Source organism: Streptomyces sp. NBC_01077 (genome assembly GCF_045162855.1).
Lineage (GTDB): Bacteria > Actinomycetota > Actinomycetes > Streptomycetales > Streptomycetaceae > Streptomyces.
This window is the reverse complement of sequence record NZ_CP108669.1, coordinates 9115930-9136502: the sequence shown is the minus strand read 5'-3', so window position 1 is coordinate 9136502 and position 20573 is coordinate 9115930. Positions and strand designations below refer to the sequence as shown.

At 69.7% G+C, this 20573-nt stretch carries 14 protein-coding genes and 4 pseudogenes; 9 read left to right on the top strand and 9 right to left on the bottom strand.

What is annotated here, in order from left to right; genetic code table 11:
- Positions 1-11: 11 nt before the first annotated feature.
- Positions 12-509: pseudogene (locus tag OG462_RS40910) on the top strand (transposase family protein); the annotation flags it as partial.
- A gap of 639 nt (positions 510-1148) precedes the next feature.
- On the opposite strand, the gene OG462_RS40905 reads toward OG462_RS40910, so the two are convergent.
- Positions 1149-1391 carry a DUF6332 family protein gene (locus tag OG462_RS40905; protein ID WP_406065964.1) on the bottom strand — a complete coding sequence of 81 codons (243 nt, stop codon included), beginning with the start codon at positions 1389-1391 and terminating at the stop codon, positions 1149-1151.
- 175 nt (positions 1392-1566) lie between these two features.
- On the opposite strand from OG462_RS40905, the pseudogene OG462_RS40900 reads away from it, so the two are divergent.
- Positions 1567-1782, top strand: a pseudogene (locus OG462_RS40900) (IS5/IS1182 family transposase); the annotation flags it as partial.
- 289 nt (positions 1783-2071) lie between these two features.
- Here OG462_RS40900 and OG462_RS40895 read toward each other — a convergent pair.
- Positions 2072-3274, bottom strand: coding sequence for a serine/threonine-protein kinase (locus OG462_RS40895; protein WP_406065962.1), 1203 nt, complete (start codon positions 3272-3274; stop codon positions 2072-2074).
- Between the two features lie 447 nt (positions 3275-3721).
- Here OG462_RS40895 and OG462_RS40890 point away from each other — a divergent pair, with 447 nt between their 5' ends.
- Together OG462_RS40890 and OG462_RS40885 are read left to right on the top strand one after the other, a co-directional pair.
- Positions 3722-4084 carry a hypothetical protein gene (locus OG462_RS40890; protein WP_406065960.1) on the top strand — a complete coding sequence of 121 codons (363 nt, stop codon included), beginning with the start codon at positions 3722-3724 and terminating at the stop codon, positions 4082-4084.
- Between the two features lie 257 nt (positions 4085-4341).
- Positions 4342-4947, top strand: coding sequence for a hypothetical protein (locus OG462_RS40885; RefSeq protein ID WP_406065958.1), 606 nt, complete (start codon positions 4342-4344; stop codon positions 4945-4947).
- A gap of 322 nt (positions 4948-5269) precedes the next feature.
- Here OG462_RS40885 and OG462_RS40880 read toward each other — a convergent pair whose 3' ends face one another.
- A complete protein-coding gene (locus OG462_RS40880) occupies positions 5270-6385 on the bottom strand; it encodes a PP2C family protein-serine/threonine phosphatase (RefSeq protein WP_406065956.1) in 1116 nt (371 codons plus the stop codon).
- An 838-nt stretch (positions 6386-7223) separates the two neighbouring features.
- Here OG462_RS40880 and OG462_RS40875 point away from each other — a divergent pair.
- A complete protein-coding gene (locus OG462_RS40875; protein ID WP_406065954.1) occupies positions 7224-8219 on the top strand; it encodes a hypothetical protein in 996 nt (331 codons plus the stop codon).
- A gap of 328 nt (positions 8220-8547) precedes the next feature.
- On the opposite strand, the gene OG462_RS40870 is transcribed toward OG462_RS40875, so the two are convergent.
- The 5 genes from OG462_RS40870 to OG462_RS40850 all read right to left on the bottom strand — a co-directional run bounded on the left by OG462_RS40870 (position 8548) and on the right by OG462_RS40850 (position 15250).
- Complete coding sequence (locus tag OG462_RS40870; protein WP_406065952.1) at positions 8548-9312, bottom strand: ABC transporter ATP-binding protein; 765 nt, start codon at positions 9310-9312, stop codon at positions 8548-8550.
- Positions 9309-12176: an ABC transporter permease subunit gene (locus tag OG462_RS40865; protein ID WP_406065950.1), complete on the bottom strand. Its 2868-nt coding sequence runs from the start codon at positions 12174-12176 to the stop codon at positions 9309-9311. The genes OG462_RS40870 and OG462_RS40865 overlap by 4 nt, the downstream gene beginning before the upstream one ends.
- Before the next feature lie 12 nt (positions 12177-12188).
- Entirely contained in the window at positions 12189-13436 is a 1248-nt protein-coding gene (locus tag OG462_RS40860) for an ABC transporter substrate-binding protein (RefSeq protein ID WP_406065949.1), read from the bottom strand.
- A 268-nt stretch (positions 13437-13704) separates the two neighbouring features.
- Positions 13705-14382 (bottom strand): class I SAM-dependent methyltransferase, encoded by a 678-nt coding sequence (locus tag OG462_RS40855; protein ID WP_406065947.1) that lies wholly within the window; start codon positions 14380-14382, stop codon positions 13705-13707.
- 445 nt (positions 14383-14827) lie between these two features.
- Positions 14828-15250 carry a MerR family transcriptional regulator gene (locus OG462_RS40850; protein ID WP_406065945.1) on the bottom strand — a complete coding sequence of 141 codons (423 nt, stop codon included), beginning with the start codon at positions 15248-15250 and terminating at the stop codon, positions 14828-14830.
- 55 nt (positions 15251-15305) lie between these two features.
- On the opposite strand from OG462_RS40850, the gene OG462_RS40845 reads away from it, so the two are divergent.
- Both OG462_RS40845 and OG462_RS40840 read left to right on the top strand, forming a co-directional pair.
- Positions 15306-16277 carry an oxidoreductase gene (locus OG462_RS40845; protein WP_406065943.1) on the top strand — a complete coding sequence of 324 codons (972 nt, stop codon included), beginning with the start codon at positions 15306-15308 and terminating at the stop codon, positions 16275-16277.
- Positions 16274-16933, top strand: a pseudogene (locus OG462_RS40840) (leucine zipper domain-containing protein); the annotation flags it as partial. The gene OG462_RS40845 and the pseudogene OG462_RS40840, both read left to right, overlap by 4 nt.
- A gap of 69 nt (positions 16934-17002) precedes the next feature.
- On the opposite strand, the gene OG462_RS40835 reads toward OG462_RS40840, so the two are convergent.
- Positions 17003-18157 (bottom strand): hypothetical protein, encoded by a 1155-nt coding sequence (locus OG462_RS40835; RefSeq protein WP_406065941.1) that lies wholly within the window; start codon positions 18155-18157, stop codon positions 17003-17005.
- 473 nt (positions 18158-18630) lie between these two features.
- On the opposite strand from OG462_RS40835, the gene OG462_RS40830 reads away from it, so the two are divergent.
- Positions 18631-19194: a hypothetical protein gene (locus OG462_RS40830; protein WP_406065939.1), complete on the top strand. Its 564-nt coding sequence runs from the start codon at positions 18631-18633 to the stop codon at positions 19192-19194.
- Positions 19195-19743: 549 nt separating this feature from the next.
- A pseudogene (locus OG462_RS40825) lies at positions 19744-20555 on the top strand (alpha/beta fold hydrolase).
- Positions 20556-20573 lie beyond the last annotated feature (18 nt).

The window sequence follows — 20573 nt, the reverse complement described above, 5'->3', positions numbered from 1 at the left end:
CGGGCCGTGACATGAGAAGGGCCGCACGGGTTGGGCAAGTTGTGACGCAAGCCTGGGCCCGTGCGGCCTGTTCCCATCCTGCCCTGTCCGGCATCTCCCGCGCACACTTCGGCGAGTTGCTCGAAGAACTCGCGCCGCAGTGGGGAGCGACCCGGGAGTCGGCACTCCACGAGCGCCGCGGCGGGGGCCGGCGGCGGGCCGCTGGCGCGGGGCCCAAGCAGCGTCTGGTATTCACCGACCGGCTCTTGGCCACGCTGGTCCACCTGCGGCTGGGGCTGCCGCACGCGGCGCTGGCCGAGCTGTACGGGGTGAACCGCTCCACCGTGTCCGGAGCCCTCCACAAGGTCCGCCCGCTGCTCGCGGCCCGCGGCTTCGCTGTCCCCGACCGCCCAGGTGTGCGGCTGCGCACGCTGGAGGACCTGTTCGCCTACACCGACGCAGAAGGCGTTGAGCTGCGGATCGACGGGACCGAGGTGCAGGTCCGCCGCCCGCGCGCAGGCCGCCCCGGCGGTTCATTGGCCGCCGCGATACCTACGCCGATACCCATCTCGCGATCGCCAGCCTGGTCTCCGACCTCTCCGCCCGCCGGGCAACCGCCGCCGCAAGCCAAGCGCCGAACTGGTGCTCGCCCAGCAGCCCGCCTGCTGATCACCCACCAGCCGACCCGCCAGGCCGGCATGCCTCGATATCAATCGCTCCCAAGCTCGTAGGGCACTCACCGATCCGCAGCCGAGGCCGGAGTCGCTCCCCTGACTCATCGACAGACACCCAGTCACCCTGCACTATCCAAACCGAGGGGATCCACGGCCGGAGATCCTCACACATCACGGCACACCCGGAACCATCCCACGAGCGGCAGACAGCAGACCGAGGACGCCGGGAAACCGTTGCTGGAACCTCCCCACAGACACGCGGAGAGTCGCGCGACCGCACAGGAGCCCCGGCGAGTCAGCGGGACCATCACCGCGCATGCGGGGTGACTTTGTTCCCTTCCCGGAACAGAGATTGCCAATGCGCTCGGGGGCCGGGGCAGATTTGCCTGCTTGCGGATACTCAAGGGAGACGAAGGCTGCCTGATACCCCCTGCGACGAACAGGCGTCACTTCCGATGCGGGTGACGGCCCGGCCCTCGCGCGCGACGGGGCGTGTTAGCGGCGCTGTCCGTGTCGCCAGAGGACATGAATGACACGGATCACCGCAAGAACTCCAGCAACCGAAGCCCCCGCGACCAGAAGGAACTTCTCGACCGCCGAAGGAAGGTTCCAGACAGCCGCCGGACCGGCGATCGTCGCGAACACCACGACACCGAGAAAGCATGCGCTCAACAGCGCATAACCGATCTCCACCGTGATCTCGTCTCGTTCGGCCTGGCTTCGTCGTCTCGTCGTCATGGCTGAACAATCGCACCGGGGGCAGCGGGTCGTCCACGAGACCAGCCGACTTTGGCCGGCGCTTCGACACCGCGCTGGCGCCGGAGAGGCGGCAGGAACCGGTGTTGGATTCGATGGCGGTGCCGCCGACGTCAGCGCGTGATCGCACAGAGCCTGCCGCCTCCGCGACGGGAGGCCCGAACCCGCTGACCAGGCCAGGAACCGCAAACGCTGCGGTCGCAACGGCGGGCGGCCCCCGGCCTTCGACCGGGAGGACCTCAAGGCCCGGCACGCGGTCGAGTGCGGGATCAACCGCTTCAAGCAGCACCGGGCGGTGGCCACGCGCTTCGACAAGCTCGCCGCTTGCTTCGAGGCCACGGTTCACATAGCCGCGATCAGCATCTGGCTGTGATTCACGAGCGTTGTCCAGGGGAGAGACATGGCGCAGGAGGTGTTCCGGGAGAAACGCTTCCGGATTTCCTTTCGGCGCACCTATCGCTCCGCGGGAGTACGCCACGAGCGAGCAGCCATGGGAGGCGCTGGGAGCGCCATTGCGGTGCCCCGATAGGCGACGACCCGCTACATCTACCGAAAGCGACCACGAAGCATGCCCGTACGGCGAGTTGAGCTCTTCATGAAGCAGCTGCGCCGGACTGTCAGTTGTGGATGATCGAGAATGCCGCGCGCCCTCGATCGTACCGCTATGCGAGCAGCACCGCGTTCCAGACTTCCCAGATCAGGGTCAGTGGGAGGAAGACGGGGAGGAAGACCCCGCCGACGATCCGGAAAGACGGCTTGCCATGGTCCTTCCATCGGTAGAACATCGCGGCCATTCCGAAGAGCACTGCGACCAGAGCGGAGGCGACAGGGGAGACGCCGAAGGCCGGTGCGCCACCTCCAGAGCGGATGAACACGCTGCAACCGAATGCAACGATGCCAAGTCCGATCACGAGGAAGCAGCTCCCCGTGATCAGACGCCCTACACGCGCTATCCGGGACACCGGCGCCGCGGTTTCGGTCGATGCAGCGGGCACGGTCGATGACTGGGGTGCGCGCGGCAGCATGGGCGTCGCTGCGGTGATCGTGGGGGCGCCGGCCCGCAAAATGGCCAGGGTGCTGTCAACGGTCGGACGGTCTTCGGGGTTCTTGGCGAGGAGGGCGGTGATGAGGGAGGCGAGGACGGGGTCGGCCTGCTGCATCGGCGGGGGCTCGTGGAGAGCGACCGCGGCCATGGTGGCTGCGGGGGTCTCACGTCGGAACGGGGAGATGCCCTCGACCGCCTCGTAGAGGGTGGCCCCCAGCGAGAACAGGTCGCCGGCGGCCTGGTCCTGGATGCCCTGGAGGCGTTCGGGGGCCATGTACTCGGCGGAGCCGATGACGCCTCCGGTGACGGTGAGTCTGGTGTCGGTCTCGTGGACGGCGATGCCGAAGTCGGTGAGCAGTACCTGGCCGTCGTCAGTGAGCATCACGTTGGCCGGTTTGAGGTCGCGGTGCACGATCCCGGCGGTGTGGGCGGCCTTCAGCGCCTTGAGCAGCGCGGCCGCGACCTCGCCTGCGCGCGGGGCGGGCAGCGGCCCGTCCGTGCGCAGGTGCCCTTCCAGGGATCGCCCCTCGACCAGGCGCATGACAATCCAGGGAGTGCCGTCTTCAATGACCACGTCATGGACGGCGACGACGTGCGGATGATCGCGCAGCTTGGCGGCGTTGCGGGCTTCACGCGCGGCACGCACCACCCGCTCACGATGCTCGGCACCGGAAGCGGAGGCGGCCTGCTGCGGCAGCCACACCTCTTTGACTGCCACGTCGACGTCCAACATTTCGTCGTACGCCCTCCACACCCGACCGAATCCCCCTGAGCCGAGTTGTTTGACGAGCCGGTACCGCCCGCCGACGACCCGGTCCACCCCCTCCTGAGCTCCCAACGCCCCACCTCTCAGCGAGTTGACCACCCCTGACGGTCCTGACCAGAGCGTACGTGTCGCCTATCAGACTTTCACAGGTGTAGGTGCTCGATGAGCCCTTTGGGCATGCAGGACTGTGGCTTCACAGCGCGAAGGTGGAGCAGGGCAACCTAGAGTCCTGATGGACCTGACCGAGGATCAACGCCGTGCGCCACTCACTGCCACTGACGTGGAGGGGGTCTGGTCTGCTTCAGACCGCGGACGCCTGACGGTCTGGGCCGACGGGTCCGCAGAGCTGGAGCGGGTGATGGTGCCGGAGACGGGCTGCGGGCAGTCTGTCGGGCAGGTTCACTTCTCGTACACCGGTCCGGCGACCTGGATGTTCGACACCTGGCCCGACGAATCACCGGGAATCAGGTTCGCCCACCGAGGCGCGGCCACAAGGAGGACGTGCAAGGCTCCGGCTCCCAAGTGCTGCACGTCCCCGCGGGCCCACTCCCCCGCCCGCACCCCGCCCCGCCCGAGCTGCCTCCGTACCCTGAGGGCCCGCTGACCGCGCTGGCGGGGATGACCCTGCTCGCGTACGACGCCCCCGACGTCCGGGATGCGTTCGACGAGGTCGTGAACTCCCCGGAGTGGCACCACCACCAAGTCAGTGCCGGGGCGTTCACCAGTGCCTTCGTCGACCTCGACACCGCCCCCAGCGACGTGAGACACCGGGTCGGCAGCCAACCCCGGCTCGTCAGGGTGCCGTGGAGTGGCAGATCGCCCACGCGTCAGCAAGTACGCGAGGCCTGCTCTTCAGTCGACTGACGCCCTGGACACGTGTGCGGTCGGGCCCGACTCCTCTACGGCTCGACGACCGAGGCGGGATGCGAACCCACAGCCTCTGCGTCGGGAGTACGCCGTCCACCCCCCTGCGAGCGCCCACGCCGGGACTCCCGCGTGCCTCGTGTGTCGCACGTTTGCCCGTGAGACGCGGTGGGAGAGTTAATCCGACGACCGGTCGGCCGCGTCGCGGCCCGGGCGGCCGGACCACCTCGACGCCATGACTCGAACGGGAGCCTCCGTTGCGCTTCTACGCCCAGACACCTGCACGGCGGAACCGCCAGGTGCTCGTGGACCTGATCGCCGTGGCACTGATCGCCGCCGCCGTGTGGGCAGCCCTCGTCGTCCGCGAGACGATCATGCTGCTGGCCGTACCGGGGCGCAAGGTGGAGAGTTCCGGCGACAGTCTTGCCGAGGAGCTCGGCAACGCGGGAGACGCTGCGTCGGACGTGCCGTTCATCGGCGGCGTCCTGAAGAAGCCGCTCCAGGCCGCGGCCGACGCGAGCTCCGGTTTCGCCGACGCGGGAGTGTCGCTCCAGGAGGCTGTCAGCCAGGTCGCCAACGTGGTCACGACGGCCCTCATCGTCATTCCGGTGTTCTTCGTCCTGCTGCTGTGGCTCCCGCCGCGCCTGCTCTGGATCCGGCGCAGCAGCACCCTGCGCCGCCTCGCCGAGGCTCCCGGAGGCGCCGACCTGCTCGCCCTGCGCGCCCTCGTCGGTCCTCCAGGCGCACTCGCCAAACTGCCGGTCCCGCCAGGCGGATGGGCCGATGCCTGGCGTCAAGGGGACCGGCAAGCCATCACCGACCTCAGCGCGGTCGCCCTCAAACACGTCGGGCTCCGACCTTGAAGAGGGGTCGGAGCCCGAGGTCCGCGCGCGTCTCGGGCATTGGCCAGCGCGGTGGTGCGCTGCCGGCCCATGAACCGTTGCCCGCGGCCCGCGAGTCCGGGTGGGATCTCGGGTACGTCCCAGACGACCTCGACGTCAGTGCGCATCGGTGTTCCCGTGGTTGTGTCTGTAGCTGGTGTCACGCTCTCGGCGTGCTGATTCAGGGATGCGACGACGGCCCGCAAGGCGGCGGGGAGTCACTGATGGACCATGTACCTACGTCACCCGCCGTATCTCCGATCGCCCTGCCAAGATCGTTCGCTGTGCAGACATGGCGAGTCGCTCACTGGGACGGGGTGGCTCGGTGCTCGTACAGGCGTACGGCGAGGGCGGCGATGTCGTCGTCAAGACGTCCTTTGGTGTAGCGGAGAAGATCGCGGTGAAGCACCGTGAGAAGTTCGCGGGGTGGCGTCAGGGGCTGTCGACGCATCCAGGCTGCGAGCGGGAAGAACTCGCCGTTACGATCGCGGGCCTCGGCGATCCCGTCGGTATAGAGCAGCAGCAGGTCACCGGGGGCGAAGGCGCAGCTGTCGACGCTGTAGTGATCACCCAGCAGGTCGGCAAGGCTGAGCAATGGCGAGGGGGTTTTCGACTCAAGGACGCGGAGTGTCGTGCGGTTCAGGAGGAGCGGGGGCGGGTGTCCGCAGTTGAGGACGTCAATCCTCCCGCCGTCGTTCGGGATCTCGACGAGAAGCGCGGTGGCGAAGCGCTCCATCGTCCCTTCGGGGGGAAAGGCGCCGTTGTACCGGGTGCAGCTGGCGTCGAGCCTGCGTGCGACGTGGACCATGTCGGCCTCGCTGTAGGCGGCCTCGCGGAAGGCGTTGACGATGGCCGCGGCCGCTCCCACTGCCGGCAGACCCTTGCCCCGTACGTCACCGATGAGCAGCCTGACGCCATACGGCGTGTCGATCGCCTCGTAGAAGTCCCCGCCGATACGCGCCTCCGCCGCGGCCGCGAGGTACAGCGACTCGATCTGGACGTTTCTGAAGCGGCGTGGCATCGGGCTCAGCACCACCTGCTGCGCCGCGTCGGCGACGAGCCGTACCTGGAGGAGGGTGCGCTCCCGCTGGAGCCGGACATGGCTTCCGTACGCGGCGGCCACGGTGACGGCGATGATCCCCGCGACCGTCCACCACGTTCCAAGGTCGGGGAAGACGAGGCTGAGGCCGATCATCAGCAGCAGGCAGACCGTGCCGAGCAGGACGGTGGGCAGGACCGGCCACATGGCGGCGGCCAGGGCCGGTGCGGCAGGCAGGAGGCGACTGAAAGCCATCTCCGGCGGAGTGGTGTAGGCCAGTGAGGCGATCACCACGGTCAGAATGACCGGTGATAGCCGCACAAGCACCCCCGGGCCATAGCGCCGGCGAAGCCGTAGCCGTAGTCGTCCAGACTCGATCACACCGGACAGAATATCCACACAAGAGGTACATAGCGCTTCAGAGAACATGGCCGGCCACAGATGACGGCGGAGGTCCAGCAGAGGCCCAAGGGCCGGCAGCGCTGCTGGACAGAGCGGCGACGGCGTACATCACCCAGTGCCGACCGGCGACCAGCCGTCCTCGAAACGGGCCTCGACAGGGCCGGCCACCGGGAACTCTCCTCACCGCGGGCAGTAGGGCAGCGGCTGGGGTGACCGCTCCCCTGTAAGCAACCGTCTCCCCGCAACCTGCTCGCCCCACCTCCGCGCAAGCAGGCCGTGACCCGTCACCGGAAGGATCGGTGACCCAGTAGTAGGGCACCGCTCCCTCCACCGGTCGCCGTCAGGATCATGACGGCGCCCCGGGCGCGTGGCTCGCCACCAGGACGTTCCGGGACGGAGGAGACCGGCCTGGGCGGCTCTGACGTGCTTCCTCGCCGGTTCCTCGGCCCGCGGGCGCGGTGAGCACCTGGAGAAGACGCCGGCTCGGGCGGTGCGCCAAGGGCCATCCCCGTACGTACCAGGGGCCATCCCCGTACATACGGGGAGCAGGATCTCGTCCTCGCAGGCGTGCTCACTGGCTCTGTAGGTGGTGGGTTTCGAGAAAGTCTGTTACTCGGCGGCAGGAACGGTCCTGTCCTCCGGAAAGTGATGATGCCGAGCTCCGAGAACGCCTCAGTGCTTTCCCTAGGACCGTGGTTGTGCTCAGCACGACGCACCGAGGAGAACTCGGCCATGCACCCAGGCGCCGCGTGTCATCGCGGACGGGCTCGCGGCAATCCGCTCGCGAGGCATCCTCCCCGCCACGTACGGTCTGCACATGTCCAGGACCACGCCGGCCAGACCGGCATCCGTGGAGGCCGTCTTCCCGGAGCTGGCCGCCCACCGAGCCCGGACGACCCGGCTGCACCCCAGGCCGGGACGGCCCGGCATACACGACAGCCATGTCGGCGGACCGATCCTTTGGCCGGAGCTCGAACCATGGCCGGCCTGCCACGAACCACACCAGCGCGAGACCGAAGGATACGCGCCGGACGAGATCCGCAGCGCCCGGGCCGCAGGCCTGTGGCCGCGAAGCCGGCCGTGGCCCGGCACCGGCACGCCTGGTCAGGACGGACCGGTGCCGTTCGTGGGGCTCGCCCAGTTCTTCCGCCGGGACGTCCCGGGCCTGGCGGCCGGGCCCGCCGGCGCGGACCTGGTGCAGCTCTTCCGCTGCCCGTTCACCCACGGTCCGTACCTGGAGCGCGCCTACCACCTGCGGTGGCGACGGACGGAGGAGGCCGAGCGCGCGGCGCGGTTCCTCGCCGCTCCGCCCGAAGTACCGCTGCTGCGATGGGAAGACGAGCTCCCCGAGCCGTGTGTCCTGCATCCCGAAGAGGTGGACACCTACCCCTGGGCTGAGGACGACACCCTGCCCGCCCCACTGATCGCCCTCATCGACTCCTGGGACGACGCCCAGACGGCGGAACACGGCCCCGACGCCCCCAGCTACCAATGCGACCTGTCGATCCCACCCGGGTGGCGAGTCGGTGGCTTTCCCAGCTGGGCGTCGACAGGCCCGTTGGCCATCGCCTGCGAGTCCTGTGCGACCCCGATGGGGCTGCTGCTGACTGCCGGGGGCGACGAGATGGACGCCGCCTCACACAGCTGGATGCCGTTGGAGGACCGCGACCCGTCCCTGCGAGGGAAGGCGTCGGTCCGGGGCGGTCAGTCCGTTGCCGGACCCACTCGGCTGCGCTTCGGCCGGGACCGGGACCTGCATGTCTTCACCTGCCCGGCCGACCCCGGACACCCACCCCAATGGGTGCTCTCCTAGAGGATGCCGTCAAAGTGTCACGCTCACATCAGGGCGATGGGAGGGTGACGGCTGCTTGGTAGAACTGGGCGGTCCCGCTCCGAAGCGGGCACCGCCAACTATCTTCTGCGGCGGGGCTCGACATCCTCGCCTCCCGGCCCGCAGGGGCCACCGTCGCCCGGGGTTTCGAGGAGGTCGACGCCGGCTACTCGATCAGCATCGACTCGTCGTGATCAGACGCCTCCCCCGCCATCCGACAGTTCCGGTAACTCACCATGACGCAAAGGAGGTTGACGGCGAGACGAGGGTGACTCAAGGGTCCCTACGTCGCCGAGTGACAGTCCCGGCGTCAACGACCGGGGCGATCGTATTCCGCCCTGCCGGGACCGGCGCCGAGGTACGCCTCCCGCACCGCCGGGTCCGCATGGATCTCGGCCGGCGTCCCTTCTGCGAGAACCCGTCCGAGGTCGAGCACCACGACGCGTGAGCACAGCTCCATCACGAAGGCCACGTTGTGCTCGACGAGCAGCACCGCGCAGTTCTCCTCGTCCGCCATATGCCGTATGACGGCGGCGAGTCCGCGACGCTCCTCGGCGGTCGTCCCGGATGCGGGCTCGTCCAGGAGCAGGACCCGGGGCGGATCGGCGAGCGCGCGGGCCACCTCGACCATGCGCGCCTGTCCGACGGGCAAGCCGCCCGCGTACGAGCCGGCGAGCGCGTCGAGCCCGCACTCGTGGAGCACGGCGGCGGCCCGCTCCCGGTGGCGGCGTGCCGCAGGCCGTACTCCGCTCCGCCAGTCCTGGGCCACGACGAGATTGTCCGCGACGGTCAACTGACCGAAGAGCTGCTGGCGTTGGAAGGTGCGGCGGATGCCGTGCCGGGCGCGCCAGACGGGGGTTCGGCGGGTGATGTCCGTACCGTCGTACGCGATCGCTCCCGCGTCCGGCCGCCGCATCCCCGACAGTACGTCGAAGAGCGTCGTCTTGCCCGCGCCGTTCGGCCCGATGAGGCCGCAGATCTCGCCGGGGCCGACGGAGACGGTCACGTCGCGCAGGGCGTGGACGCCGCCGAAGCGGACGTCGATCCCGCTCGCGCGAAGCAGAGTGGTGCTCATCGGCGGGCTCCCGTTCCCAGGTAGGCCTCGGCGAGCCGGTCCGGGTCCACCTCGGACCGCGGCCCGGACCAGGCGATCTCGCCCTGTGCGAGGTACGCGACGGTGTCGGCGATGCCGAGCACCTCGGCCGCCTTCTCCTCCACGAGGACGAGCGCGGTGCCGTGGTCGCGGAGTTCGGTCAGGAGACGGAAGACCTCGTCCACGACGCGCGGCGCGAGGCCGAGAGACGGTTCGTCGGCGACGAGGACGGCCGGCGGTCGCTGGAGGAGCGGGGCGAGGGCAAGGAGCTGCTGCTCGCCGCCCGACAAGGACCCGGCGGCGACCGCGCGGCGTGCGGCGAGCGCGGGGAACCGCGCGTACACGGCGTCGCGGTCCTCGGCTCCCGTCAGCTGCAGGGCCAGGTTCTCCTCGATCGTGAGCCCGGCGAAGATGCCTCGCCCCTCGGGAGCCAGACGCACTCCACGGCGCGCCCGGGCGACCGCCACGTCGCGGGTGGCGTCCTCGCCCTCCACCCGCACGAGACCGCCGGCCGGCCGTAGCAGTCCCGCCGCCACGCGGCAGAGGGTGGACTTCCCGGCCCCGTTGGGCCCGAGCAGCCCCAGTACCTCGCCGCCGCGCACCACGAGGTCCACGCCGTGCAGTACGGGCGCGCCGCCGTACCCGGCGTGTACGCCGCTCAGCTCGAGCGCGCTCGGTGCCTCGCCGGTGCCGCTGCCCGTTTCCGGGGCGGTATCCCCGGCACCGACGATGTGCGGCTCGGCCGTCCGCGCGAGCCACGGCACAGGCGGGGCGTCGCCCGCCCGAGCGGCGCCGGTTCCGCTCCGCGGCGCTCGGCTGTCGCCCTCCGGGGGCCGGGGGCTTGTCGCCTGTTCCGGGACGTGTGGGTCCCCCCACGCCACGAGGGGTGGGCGAACATTCCCCGCCACAGGCCCTCGCGCCGCCGTCCCCTGTTTCGCGGCGCGCCGGGCCGCTCGCCTCGACGGCAGCGCGGCGCAGTACCCGTCAGGATCGTTCGCCAGTGCGAGCCCCGCCAGACCGAAGAGAATCACCGGCAGATGTGCGGACTCCGTCACGTACGTCGACATCAGATGCGGCACAACGGCGAAGACCAGCCCCGCCACCGCAGCGAACTGTGGCCTTCGCACCCCCGCCGCGACCACGACCGCCAGCCACACCAGGCCCGTCATCGCCGTGAAGTCCGTGGCGGTGATCCTGGTGTTGTACGAGGCGTAGAGCACCCCTCCGAAGCCCGCGAGGCCCGCCGACACCGTGAACAGCAGGAGCTTCGTCCGTACCACCGACACCCCCGACGCCGCGGCGGCCTCCGGGGCCGAGCGGACCGCCAGCATGGCCCGGCCCCAGCGGGAGCCGCGCAGCCAGCTCAGCAGGGCGACCATCACCCCGCTGAGCAGCACCAGCGCCAGCCCCAGCGCCCTGTCGTCGCCCAGGTCCACCGGTCCGGCCACCGGGCGCGGGATCTCCCACCCGGTGTCGCCGTTGCGCAGCCAGCCGAGCTGGAAGAGCATCTGATCCGCCAGGAAGGCGAGTGCCAGGGTGGCCAGGGCCAGTGATCTGCCTCCGAGACGCAGTGCGGGCAGTGCGACCACCGCGCCGAGCAGGGCCGCCGCCGCCGTGCCGACGGCCGCCGCGGCGACGAAGGGCCAGCCGTGGCTCATCAGCAGCCCGGCGACCAGGGCGGCGCCGGTCACGAAGGTCGCCTGGGCCAGCGACACCATCGCACCGAGACCGGTGACCACCGTGAACGACATGAACACGAGGCCGATCGCGAGCCCTTGGGCCAGGATCCCGCTCCAGAAGGGCGTGGTGACGGTGTAGAACGCCGTGCCGAGGAGCGCGCCGGCCACCACCCACGCGCCCCAGCGGCGGCCCCATCCCTTCCCGGCGAGGTAGTCGACCGGCGGTGGGTCCGCTGCCGCCGTGCCCGCCGCGCGGCGGCGGCGCCGCCCCAGGACGACGAGACCGGCGAAGAGGATGAGGAACGGTACGGCCGTCCGGAAGCCGGTGATGCCCTCGGCGAACGACGCGTACCCCGCCACCAGGTTCTGCAGCACCCCGAGCCCGAGGCCGCCCGCGAAGGCGAGCGGCACCGACGCGAAGCGCCCGAGGACCGCCGCGGTGGCCGAGACGAACAGGAACAGCGTGTAGTCGTGCGCGGAGAGCCCGAGGAGCGGGGTGGCGAGGACACCGGCGAGGCCCGCGAGGCCGGACGACAGCATCCACGCGATCGAGGACAGCCGGTCCGCGCTGATGCCCCGCAGCTCGGTCAGCGCGCGGTTGTCGACCGCCGCCCGCAGCCGCAGGCCGAGCCGGGTGTGCCGCATCAGGACCCACAGGCCGGCCGCCGCGAGGGCGGTGGCGATCCAGGTGATCAGCTGGTCGGAGTCGATGCCCACGCCGTCGAGCGGCTGCCAGGACACTGCGGGGCTCGGCCCGACGCCCGGCAGCCCGAACTGGTTCTCGGCGGACTGGACCGGGGCGCCCGCCCGCTCCAGGAGTTCGACCACCCACAGTCCGGCCGCGGGCAGCGCGACCAGAAGACCGATCGTGGCCACGATCTGCGCTGTCTCGCCGACCCTGGCCAGTTTTCTGAACATCAGCCGGTCCAGGCCCCAGCCGAGGCCGGGCGCCACCACGAACACCAGGAACAGAGCGGTGGGAACGGCCGGCCAGCCGAAGCCGGAGTGGAGCTCGTAGAACGCCAGCGCGCACAGATAGGCGGTGGCTCCGTGCGCGAAGTTGAAGAGCCCGGAGGCGGAGTAGGACAGCACGAGGCCGGTCGCGAGCAGCGCGTACAGCGCGCCGGAGACCAGCCCGCTCAGGACGAAGCCCAGCAGGTCACCCACGTGACGCGCCCCTCAGCCGAAGGGGATCGGCGGATAGCACTTGAACGGGACCGCCACCTCGTACCGCCCGTTCTTCAACCGGACGAGCGCCCCGCAGCCGAAGCTCTCCTTCTTGCCCTTGGGCTCGGCGCGGTCGCCCACGAGCGTCCCGGTGTCGGAGAAGCCGTCGGCGGCTCTCTGGAAGGACTCGACGGTGAGGTCCTTGCCGGCCTTCTCGGCGATCGAGAGGAAGAGGTCGGCGCTCATGTACCCCGTCATCATGTGCATGTTGAGGGGTACGTCCTCGCCGCCGGCGGCCTTCCTGATGTCGGCCTTGAACACCTGCATCGCGGGGCTGTCCGACTCGAAGGGCTGGAACTGCAGCAGCACGTGCACCCCGTCGAGGGCCTGCTTCGTCGCGTCCTTCGCGAGCAGCCCTGGGTCGTAGTCCGTCGGGTCGGAGATGACCCCTTTGTAGCCGGAACGCTTGAGCGCGGTGAACAGGCCGATGTTGTACGGCGTCTGCATCACGGAGACCACGGCGTCGGGTGCGGCGCCGCCGGGGCCTGAGCGGAGGATCTCCTTGGTGTACGCCGACCAGTCGCTGGGCATCGAGGTCGCCGGCACCACGGCCTTGGCGTACGCGACCTGGAAGCCGGCCGCCTTGAAGCCCTGGGTGAAGGTACGGATGCCGAACTTGCCGGCGTCGTTGTCGCCGGCGATCAGCGCGACCGACTTGCCGCGCGAGCCGCCGAGGACACTCGCGAGACCCTCGGGCCAGGTCTGGTTGAGCGTGCCGCCGGGCATCGGGACGAGGCAGCCGTTGAATCCGTACAGATGGGCCGGCCCGCAGAACGAGGGGAGCGTGCCCCAGCCCACCGTCGGGACTTTCTGGGCCTCCAGGAAGTCGGCCCCGGCGAAGGTGACCGAGCTCATGGGCGAGACGGCGAAGACCTTGTCCTGCTGGATGAGCTTGCGAGCCGCGGCCAGGTTCCTGGCGGGGTCCTGGCCGTCGTCCTCGGCCCCCAGGTACTCGATCTTCCGTCCGTTGATCCCGCCCTCGGCGTTGGCCCGATCGTAACGGGCCCGGGCGCCGAGGTCGGTGTCCTTCTTGGAGTAGCCGCTGGCAGTCGTCATGGAGACGATGCCGCCGACCTTGATCGAGTCGGCGGTGACTCCGCGTACGGAGGATGGGCTACTTCCACTGGTGGAAGCGGAGTTGCAGGCAGTGACGAGGAGCAGGGCGAAGGCGGCGGCGATGACGCGCAACGGTCGAGGCACGGGCGATCCATCCGTCGGGTGACCGCATTCTGTGACCGAACTGATGAACCGTCAATAACCGATACGTCGTCAATTGACGTACCGTCAGATTCTCCCTCGCAGCCTTGCCGCGATCAGCCGTAGGTGCGTCACGACTTCCGCCGACGGGGGCGGGCTCCGGTTCCGGAGTCCATCTCCGCCTGGAGGGGATGGCACCGGGCCAGAAACAGGACATGGTGCGAACGCAAGGGAAGTTCCGCTCGCACCGGTGACGCGCCGGCGACGAACGTCAGACCGCCGATGCCCCACCCTCCGTGAGGGCCTCACGGAGGGCATAGGTGAAGAGGTGGTCCTCGGGAGCCGCGCGTTCGTCGTCCGGGACGAAGACCGACACCGCGTGGTGGAGCACGTCGAGGCCGCAGTCCTCCCTCTGGAGGCGCAGATACTCCTCCACCGAGAAGCTGGAGACCCTGACCGTGCGCTCCATCCAGACGATCTCGAGGTCCTCCACGTCCGCGGGCACGGTCGCCGTCACCAGGAAGCCGCCCGGCGCCAGCCAGCCGGCCATGCGCTTGAGCGTGGCGGCCGCCTCCGCCCGGCTCATCATCAGAAGCGGGAAGAACGCGCACACCGCGTCGAAGTGGCCCGCCGGCGCGTCGAATGCGCGCACGTCGCACTGCTCGAAGCGGGCCCCGGGCACCTGTGCGCTCGCAAGGGCGACCATCTCGCCCGACACGTCGATGCCGGTCACCTCGAAGCCGGCGCCCACCAAGAGGTCGGCCACCGGGCGTCCCGTACCGCTGCCGACGTCGAGGACCCTGGCCCCCGCGCCCAGCCGTGCGGTGAGCCACTCGATCGCCGCCAGCTGGGCCGGCAGCCGGACGAAGGCGCGTTCGTAGTCGATCCCCAGGCCGTCAAACAGCTCCGCCGCTGACACCGACTGCCCCTTCGCACCGTCGTGGTCCATTCTGAGTCCCTTCCGTCGCAGGGTGCGTACGTGGGGTTCGTACCACGGGCGGGCCCACCCGCCCGGAGCTTTCCGGCAACGCAGTCGGAGGATGGTCCCTTCTGGTCGTGGGCCAGGATGGCGTTCGTGTACTGCTCCCTGCACCCGCGAGATGTACCCTGCGACGCTTCCGAAGCCACCCTCTTCGCGGTGGTCATCTCCGTCGGCGATGAACGGCCCGTCGGATGCCGGCTGTGCGGCAAGGCGTACGACGACATCCGCGGTATTCCGCAGCACGACCTGCCCCGCCTCGTCGTGAAAGGGCTGCCGGGCTTACCAGGTGTTGCGAGCCGAGACGTTGATGACGTTTTCGGTGAGCAGGGAGGCGCTCTTCGGTTCCGGGGATGGTGATGCGGGGCGACTGCGATGGCGGGCCCCGCAAGGCACGGAGAGCATGTCCCAGGACTCAGGCCGTCGGGGCCCAGAGTCCGTCGGCCTCGCCGCGGGCGAGGTGTTCGGCGTAGACGCCGACCTTCCAGGTGATGACGGAGCGGCACTCCTCCAGAGCCTGGATCTGGGCGTCGACGCGCTGCCGGTGGGCATCGAGGAGTTGCAGACGTTCCGCCTCGTTGCCCCGACCCTGGCGTACGAGCTCGGCGAACCGCTTGAGGTCAGCCAACGGCATCCCGGATTCCCGTAGCTTGACGCAGATCAGGAGCCAGTCGACATCCAAGGTGGTGTACCGCCGCCGACCGCCGGAGGTGCGCTGGACCGGCCCGACCAGCAGGCCCTCGCGCTCGTAGAAGCGCAGAGCGTGCACGCTGAGTCCGGTCTGCTCGGCCACCTCGCCGATGCCCAGTGGCTCCGTAGGAGTCTCGATGGTTGCCATGCGCCACAGTTTAGGACTTGATCTAGACCTCACTCCAGATCGTAGCGTCGTCGGCATGACCAGCACTGATCAGCAGCCGCTCGGCTCGCCCTTCTCCGCCACCAGCACCGCCCAGGACATCACCGCCGGCCTCGACCTCTCCGGCACGAGCGCCGTCGTGACCGGGGGCTACTCCGGACTCGGCTTGGAAACCACCCGCGCCCTGGCAGCCGCCGGAGCCCAGGTCCTCGTCCCCGCACGCCGGCCCGACATCGCCCGCGCCGCCCTCGCAGACGTGGAGGGCTGCGAGGTCATCCCCATGGACCTGGCAGACCTCGACAGTGTGCGCGCCGCCGCCGCACGGATCGGCAACTCGCTGACCAAGATCGACCTGCTCATGGCCGTCGCCGGAGTCATGGCCACCCCCCAACGACACGTGGGGCCCGGCTGGGAGAGCCAGCTCGCCGCCAACCACTTCGGACACCTCACCCTCGCCTGTGAGCTCTACCCGCTCCTGGCCGCCGCCGGCAGTGCCCGCGTCGTGGTCAACAGCTCCGCCGGCCACGCTCTGACCGACATTCGCTGGCACGACCCGCACTTCCGTACCGGCTACGACAAGTGGCTGGCCTACGGCCAGGCCAAGACCGCCAACGCCCTCTTCGCCGTGCACCTCGACGCCCTCGGCCGCGGCGACGGCGTCCGCGCGTTCGCGCTCCACCCGGGCAAGATCATCACCGGGCTGCAGCGGGAGATGACCCTTCAGGAGCAGATCGACCGCGGGTGGGTGGACGAGCACGGCAAGGTGATCGGCGCCGACTTCAAGACCCCGGCTCAGGGCGCCGCCACCGGCCTGTGGGCCGCCACATCCCTCCTCCTCGACGGCCTCGGCGGCCTCTACCTGGAGGACTGCGACATCGCCGGTGTCTCCGCTCCCGAGGCTCCCATGGACGGCGGCGGAGTCCGCGCATACGCCATCGACCCGGATTCGGCCGCACGGCTGTGGGACCTTTCCGTCGCCGCGACCGGCGCCACCCCGATCGCCCGATGACCCCGCCGCACCGGAATGCGCCTCTCTCGGTCGAGGGTCGGCGTCGCCTCGTCGAACGCTGTCGCACCCGCACGATCGCGCAAGTCGCCGCCGAGAGGTGAATCTCGCGAGCGTGCGGCTCGAAGTGGGTCAATCGCTCGCGCCGTCTTGGTGACATCGGCCTGCTCGACCGTCCGTCGCCCCCGCACCACATCCCGCGTGCGACACGACACCGGCGTGGGTGATCGAGAAGATCGAGTCCTGGGGCGGCAGGAGGGGTGGTCCGCGCAGCGGATCACCCCTGAGCCGGCCGGAATCGGTTACTTGGTCAACCGCCGCACCGTCACACGACACCTCACCAAGCTGGGCTCGGACGCCGCCGGTTCCTCGATCCGTGCGGTGACAGCAACCGGAAGCCGGGCAGGATCACCGCTCGCCGGCCTGGCCACATGCTGCATCTGGACGTGAAGAAAGGCGGACGGATTCCCCACGGGGGCGGCTGGCGCGTCCACGGTCGCGACTCAGAGCGGGCCAAGGCGCCGAGCCGCACGAAGTCAGCAGGTGCAAAGCGTGGCTACGTCTACCTGCACTCCGCCATCGACGGCATCTCCCGGCCGGCCTGCACCGAGGGGCTCGCCGACGAGAAGGGCGTCGCGGCAGCCGCTTTCCACAACAGAAGAGGGAACGCTACACCTAGGCGCGGTCGCGGACGTCGCCAGCGTCAACGGGACGATGCCGCTTGGTGCTCAGGGGGCACGGAAGTCCTTCGCTTCCGGGTACGTCACGTGGGTGCAGCCGCGCCGCTTCGTGATGTCGTCGACGTACGCGCGGAACAGGGCCGACAGCGTCTGGGGGCCGAGCACGTTGTCATAGGTGTAGCTGGAGCTGAGGGTGTGCAGTGCGGGCTTGCCGTCGCAGATGGAGGAGGCCCACCACGCGCCGCTTGCGTGTCCGGCCGTTCCCGCTGTGACGATCTTGTCCTCGCCGCCGAAGGCGTCGAATCCCACCGTGTGCGCCTCTGCGTCGAAGTAGGAGCCGGTACGCAGCCACCACGGCGAGTGAGTGAGCGCACTGCGTGCGGAATCGTGTTCGTCGTCGGGCAAGCCGTCGTCGATACGGCCCACCTGGTCGGGGCTGACCGCCAGAAGGCAGCTTTCGATGGGGGACGCGTCCAGGGCAGGTGTCGCAAGGGCACGGTCGGGCAGCCGGCCTTGCCCTTGCTCCTGGATGTGTCGGGCGAACCAGCGGCATGAACCGTCCGTCGCCTGCGCGGGGCGCAGGTCAGACGGCACGGACGGCAACGGGTGGTCAGGCAGGGCGGGCAGCTGGCCCTGGCAGCCGATCCGGTCGGTGAGCTCCTCGGTGGCCGAGCGGGCGATATGGGCGAGACGCTCACGGTCCGCTGCGGAGACGTCGTCGTAGTCGGCGCCGGCCGTAACGTTCACCAGCCTCGGAGCCGTCGCGCGGCTGCCGGCGCCGCACTCGGCGCGGATGGTGGTGTACCAGTTTCCGTACCGGCCCAGGGTGCCATCGCCGATCGGTCGCGGTTCGGGGCGCCGGTCGGCGATCGCGGTGACATCGGATTTCTGGCTGCCGAGACTGTCGCGGAACGGCTCGAGATCGTTGTCGTCACCGATCCAGTGCAACGGCTTGGCAGGGTCACTGACCCGCACGGTCAAGGTGAACAGGCCTGTGGTCTTGCCGGGACCAGGCACCTCAAAGACCGTGCAGGAACCGGGCAGCTCGCCCACATCGAGTCTGAACTTGTCGTAGTCGCTGCCTTTGGCCCGGACCATCCCGCCGTGCAGATCCATCACCGCGGCCCCGGACACGAGCCGATCGCACGCCGCGCTGATGTCGCGCTCACTGGCAGCACGGTCCCGGATGTCATCGAACGTCAACCAGCCCGCGTACAGACTCAACCCGATCCCGCCACACGCCGTCCACTGCCACAGCCTGATCCACCCAGCGCGCACCGCGCACTCCCCTCGGAACCCGTCCCGCCCGATCACTGCCGCCCCGGGCACTGAGCGTAGATGTCCGGTCTCAGGCGAACCGAGGCGGGGTGCTGACCCGCAATGCCGCAACGTGCACGAAATGACTTGCTGCATGTCATATCCGGGGGCGGGTGTGACTGAGCGCGTCCACACGTCAGGGATCCCCGTCACCTGGAGAGCCCGCGGCGCGCCAACGAAAATACACAAGTGCCAACCGAGCTGCGCAGTCACACTCACTGTGACTTGCGCACGGTGATGACCTGTCCGGCCAAGTGCGCGCTCAGAACGTCCCGAGGCCTTCACTCGGGGGCGGTTCCCCGTCCCGCCCTGGCCGCCCGCCTACGAGCACCGTCTGAAGTACCAGTAGCGTCCGTTCCATGATCGCCCTCGATGCCCTGGTCCGCCTCTGCCCGCCGCCCGCCGAACCGCCGCCCGCGGTGGCCTGGGCGCAGGCCGAACGCGTCCTGGGAACGGCTCTACCCGCTGACTACAAGCAGCTCGTCGAGACATACGGCGACGGCATCTTCGACGACACGATCTGGCTGCTCGTCCCCAACTCCGCCTACAGCGACTGCGACCTGCATGCGCAGACGACGGAACGGGAGGAGGTCTTGACCGACCTGTGGGAGTTCGAGGCGAAGCCGGCCGGCCTGCTGGAAGAGGGGGCGCGGGTCCTGCCGTGGGCATTCGAGGAGGGCACGGGGGCGTTCCTGTACTGGCTGGCGCGACCCGGCCAGCAGCCCGACGAGTGGACCGTGCTCTACAACGAGGGGCGCGGACCCCTGTGGGAGCAGCACGACATGGGGTGCCTCGCCTTCCTGTCGGCGGTGCTCACAGGAACGGCGGAGACGGAGTACTTCGGCCATCTCTACGACGTGCTGAACCCGACGGAGCACCGCTTCGCGACGGCCGACCAGACCCTCGGAACGTCCCGCCGCTGACGCCGTCCGAGCGCCGTACCTGGCCAGTACGGCAGGTACGGCAGGTACGGCAGGTACGGCAGGTACGGCAGGTACGGCACCCAAGCTTCAAGACGGCCGGAGTTCGTGGTGCCAGGTCGCCCACCTCCCTGTACCGGCCGAGGGCGCTGGCACGGTCAGTACCCACCAAGCCGCAGCCTATGGAGGGCGCGTAGGAAGACGTGCGGAACCCGGCACACGGGGCGGCCATAGCGTCTGGCGGGGCGCCGTTCGGGAAGACGAGGCTCTCTCGGCCGATGATGACAGCTCCGTCATCCGTCAGTCGGAGGTGATGGACGGCATCCGCCCGGGTAGCGGTGTCGATGCCCCGCTCGTCCGCGCCAAGCAGGAACAACCGGTCACTGCGCATCACGAGGCCGAACGGGTCCGAGACCGGCAGGGGCACCGGGGGGCAAGGCACATGCGTAGTTGCCCTCCTGCTCGCCGTGGAGACGGAAGCCTGGCGATCGTCGGCCCCGTGACGACATTTGTACAAGACCGAGGACCGGCAGCCCAGGCATCCTCCCGTGTATGGGTATCTACGACGGTAAGCATTTGCACGGGATGCACGTGGTCCACGACGGCCCGCGGGAGGCGCCGCCGCTAGTGCTCATCCACGGATCGGGGGCCTCGGGCAGCTCCTGGGGCCCGGTAGTGCCGGCACTGGCCAGCCGGTTTCACGTCATCCGGATCGACCTCCCGGGACACGGTCAGTCCCTGCCCGCGCCGTCGTACGGCGTGGCTGAGCAGGCAGCCAGCCTGGCCGCGGCGCTCGATGAGCTCGGGCTTCGTCCAGTCACCGTGGCCGGGCACTCCAGCGGCGGATACATCGCCACCGCCCTCGCCGAACAGCGCCCGGACCTGGTGTGTTCGCTCGCACTGATCAGCAGTGGCCCGAGTCCCGACGCGCTCCTTCCGCAGCCCGTCCTCCTTCGGGTCCTGATCGGCCCGCCGCTCGGCCCGCTTCTATGGAGAGTCCGTTCCGACGCGATGCTCCGCCGGGGGGGGTGACCGCGGTGTGCAACCGCCCGGTGGACGTCCCGGACGACCTGATCGCCGACGTACGGGGCATTGGCTACCGCACGTTCAGGACGGTGCTGCGCCAAAACGGCGCGTACATCGCCGAGAGGAGCATACCCGCGCGCCTGACCGCACTCGACGTCCCGGTTCTGGTGATCTTCGGCGCTGCCGACCCCCGCTGGGATCCGTCTTCGGCGCACCAGTACGACACGGTGCCGAACGCGCGAGTCGAGCAGCTGCCCGACGTCGGGCACTTCCCCATGCTCGAAGCGCCGGAGGCAACCGGCGAGTTGCTGCTGCGCTTCGCAGCGACGGGCCTCTGACACCCATCGCCTAGCCTG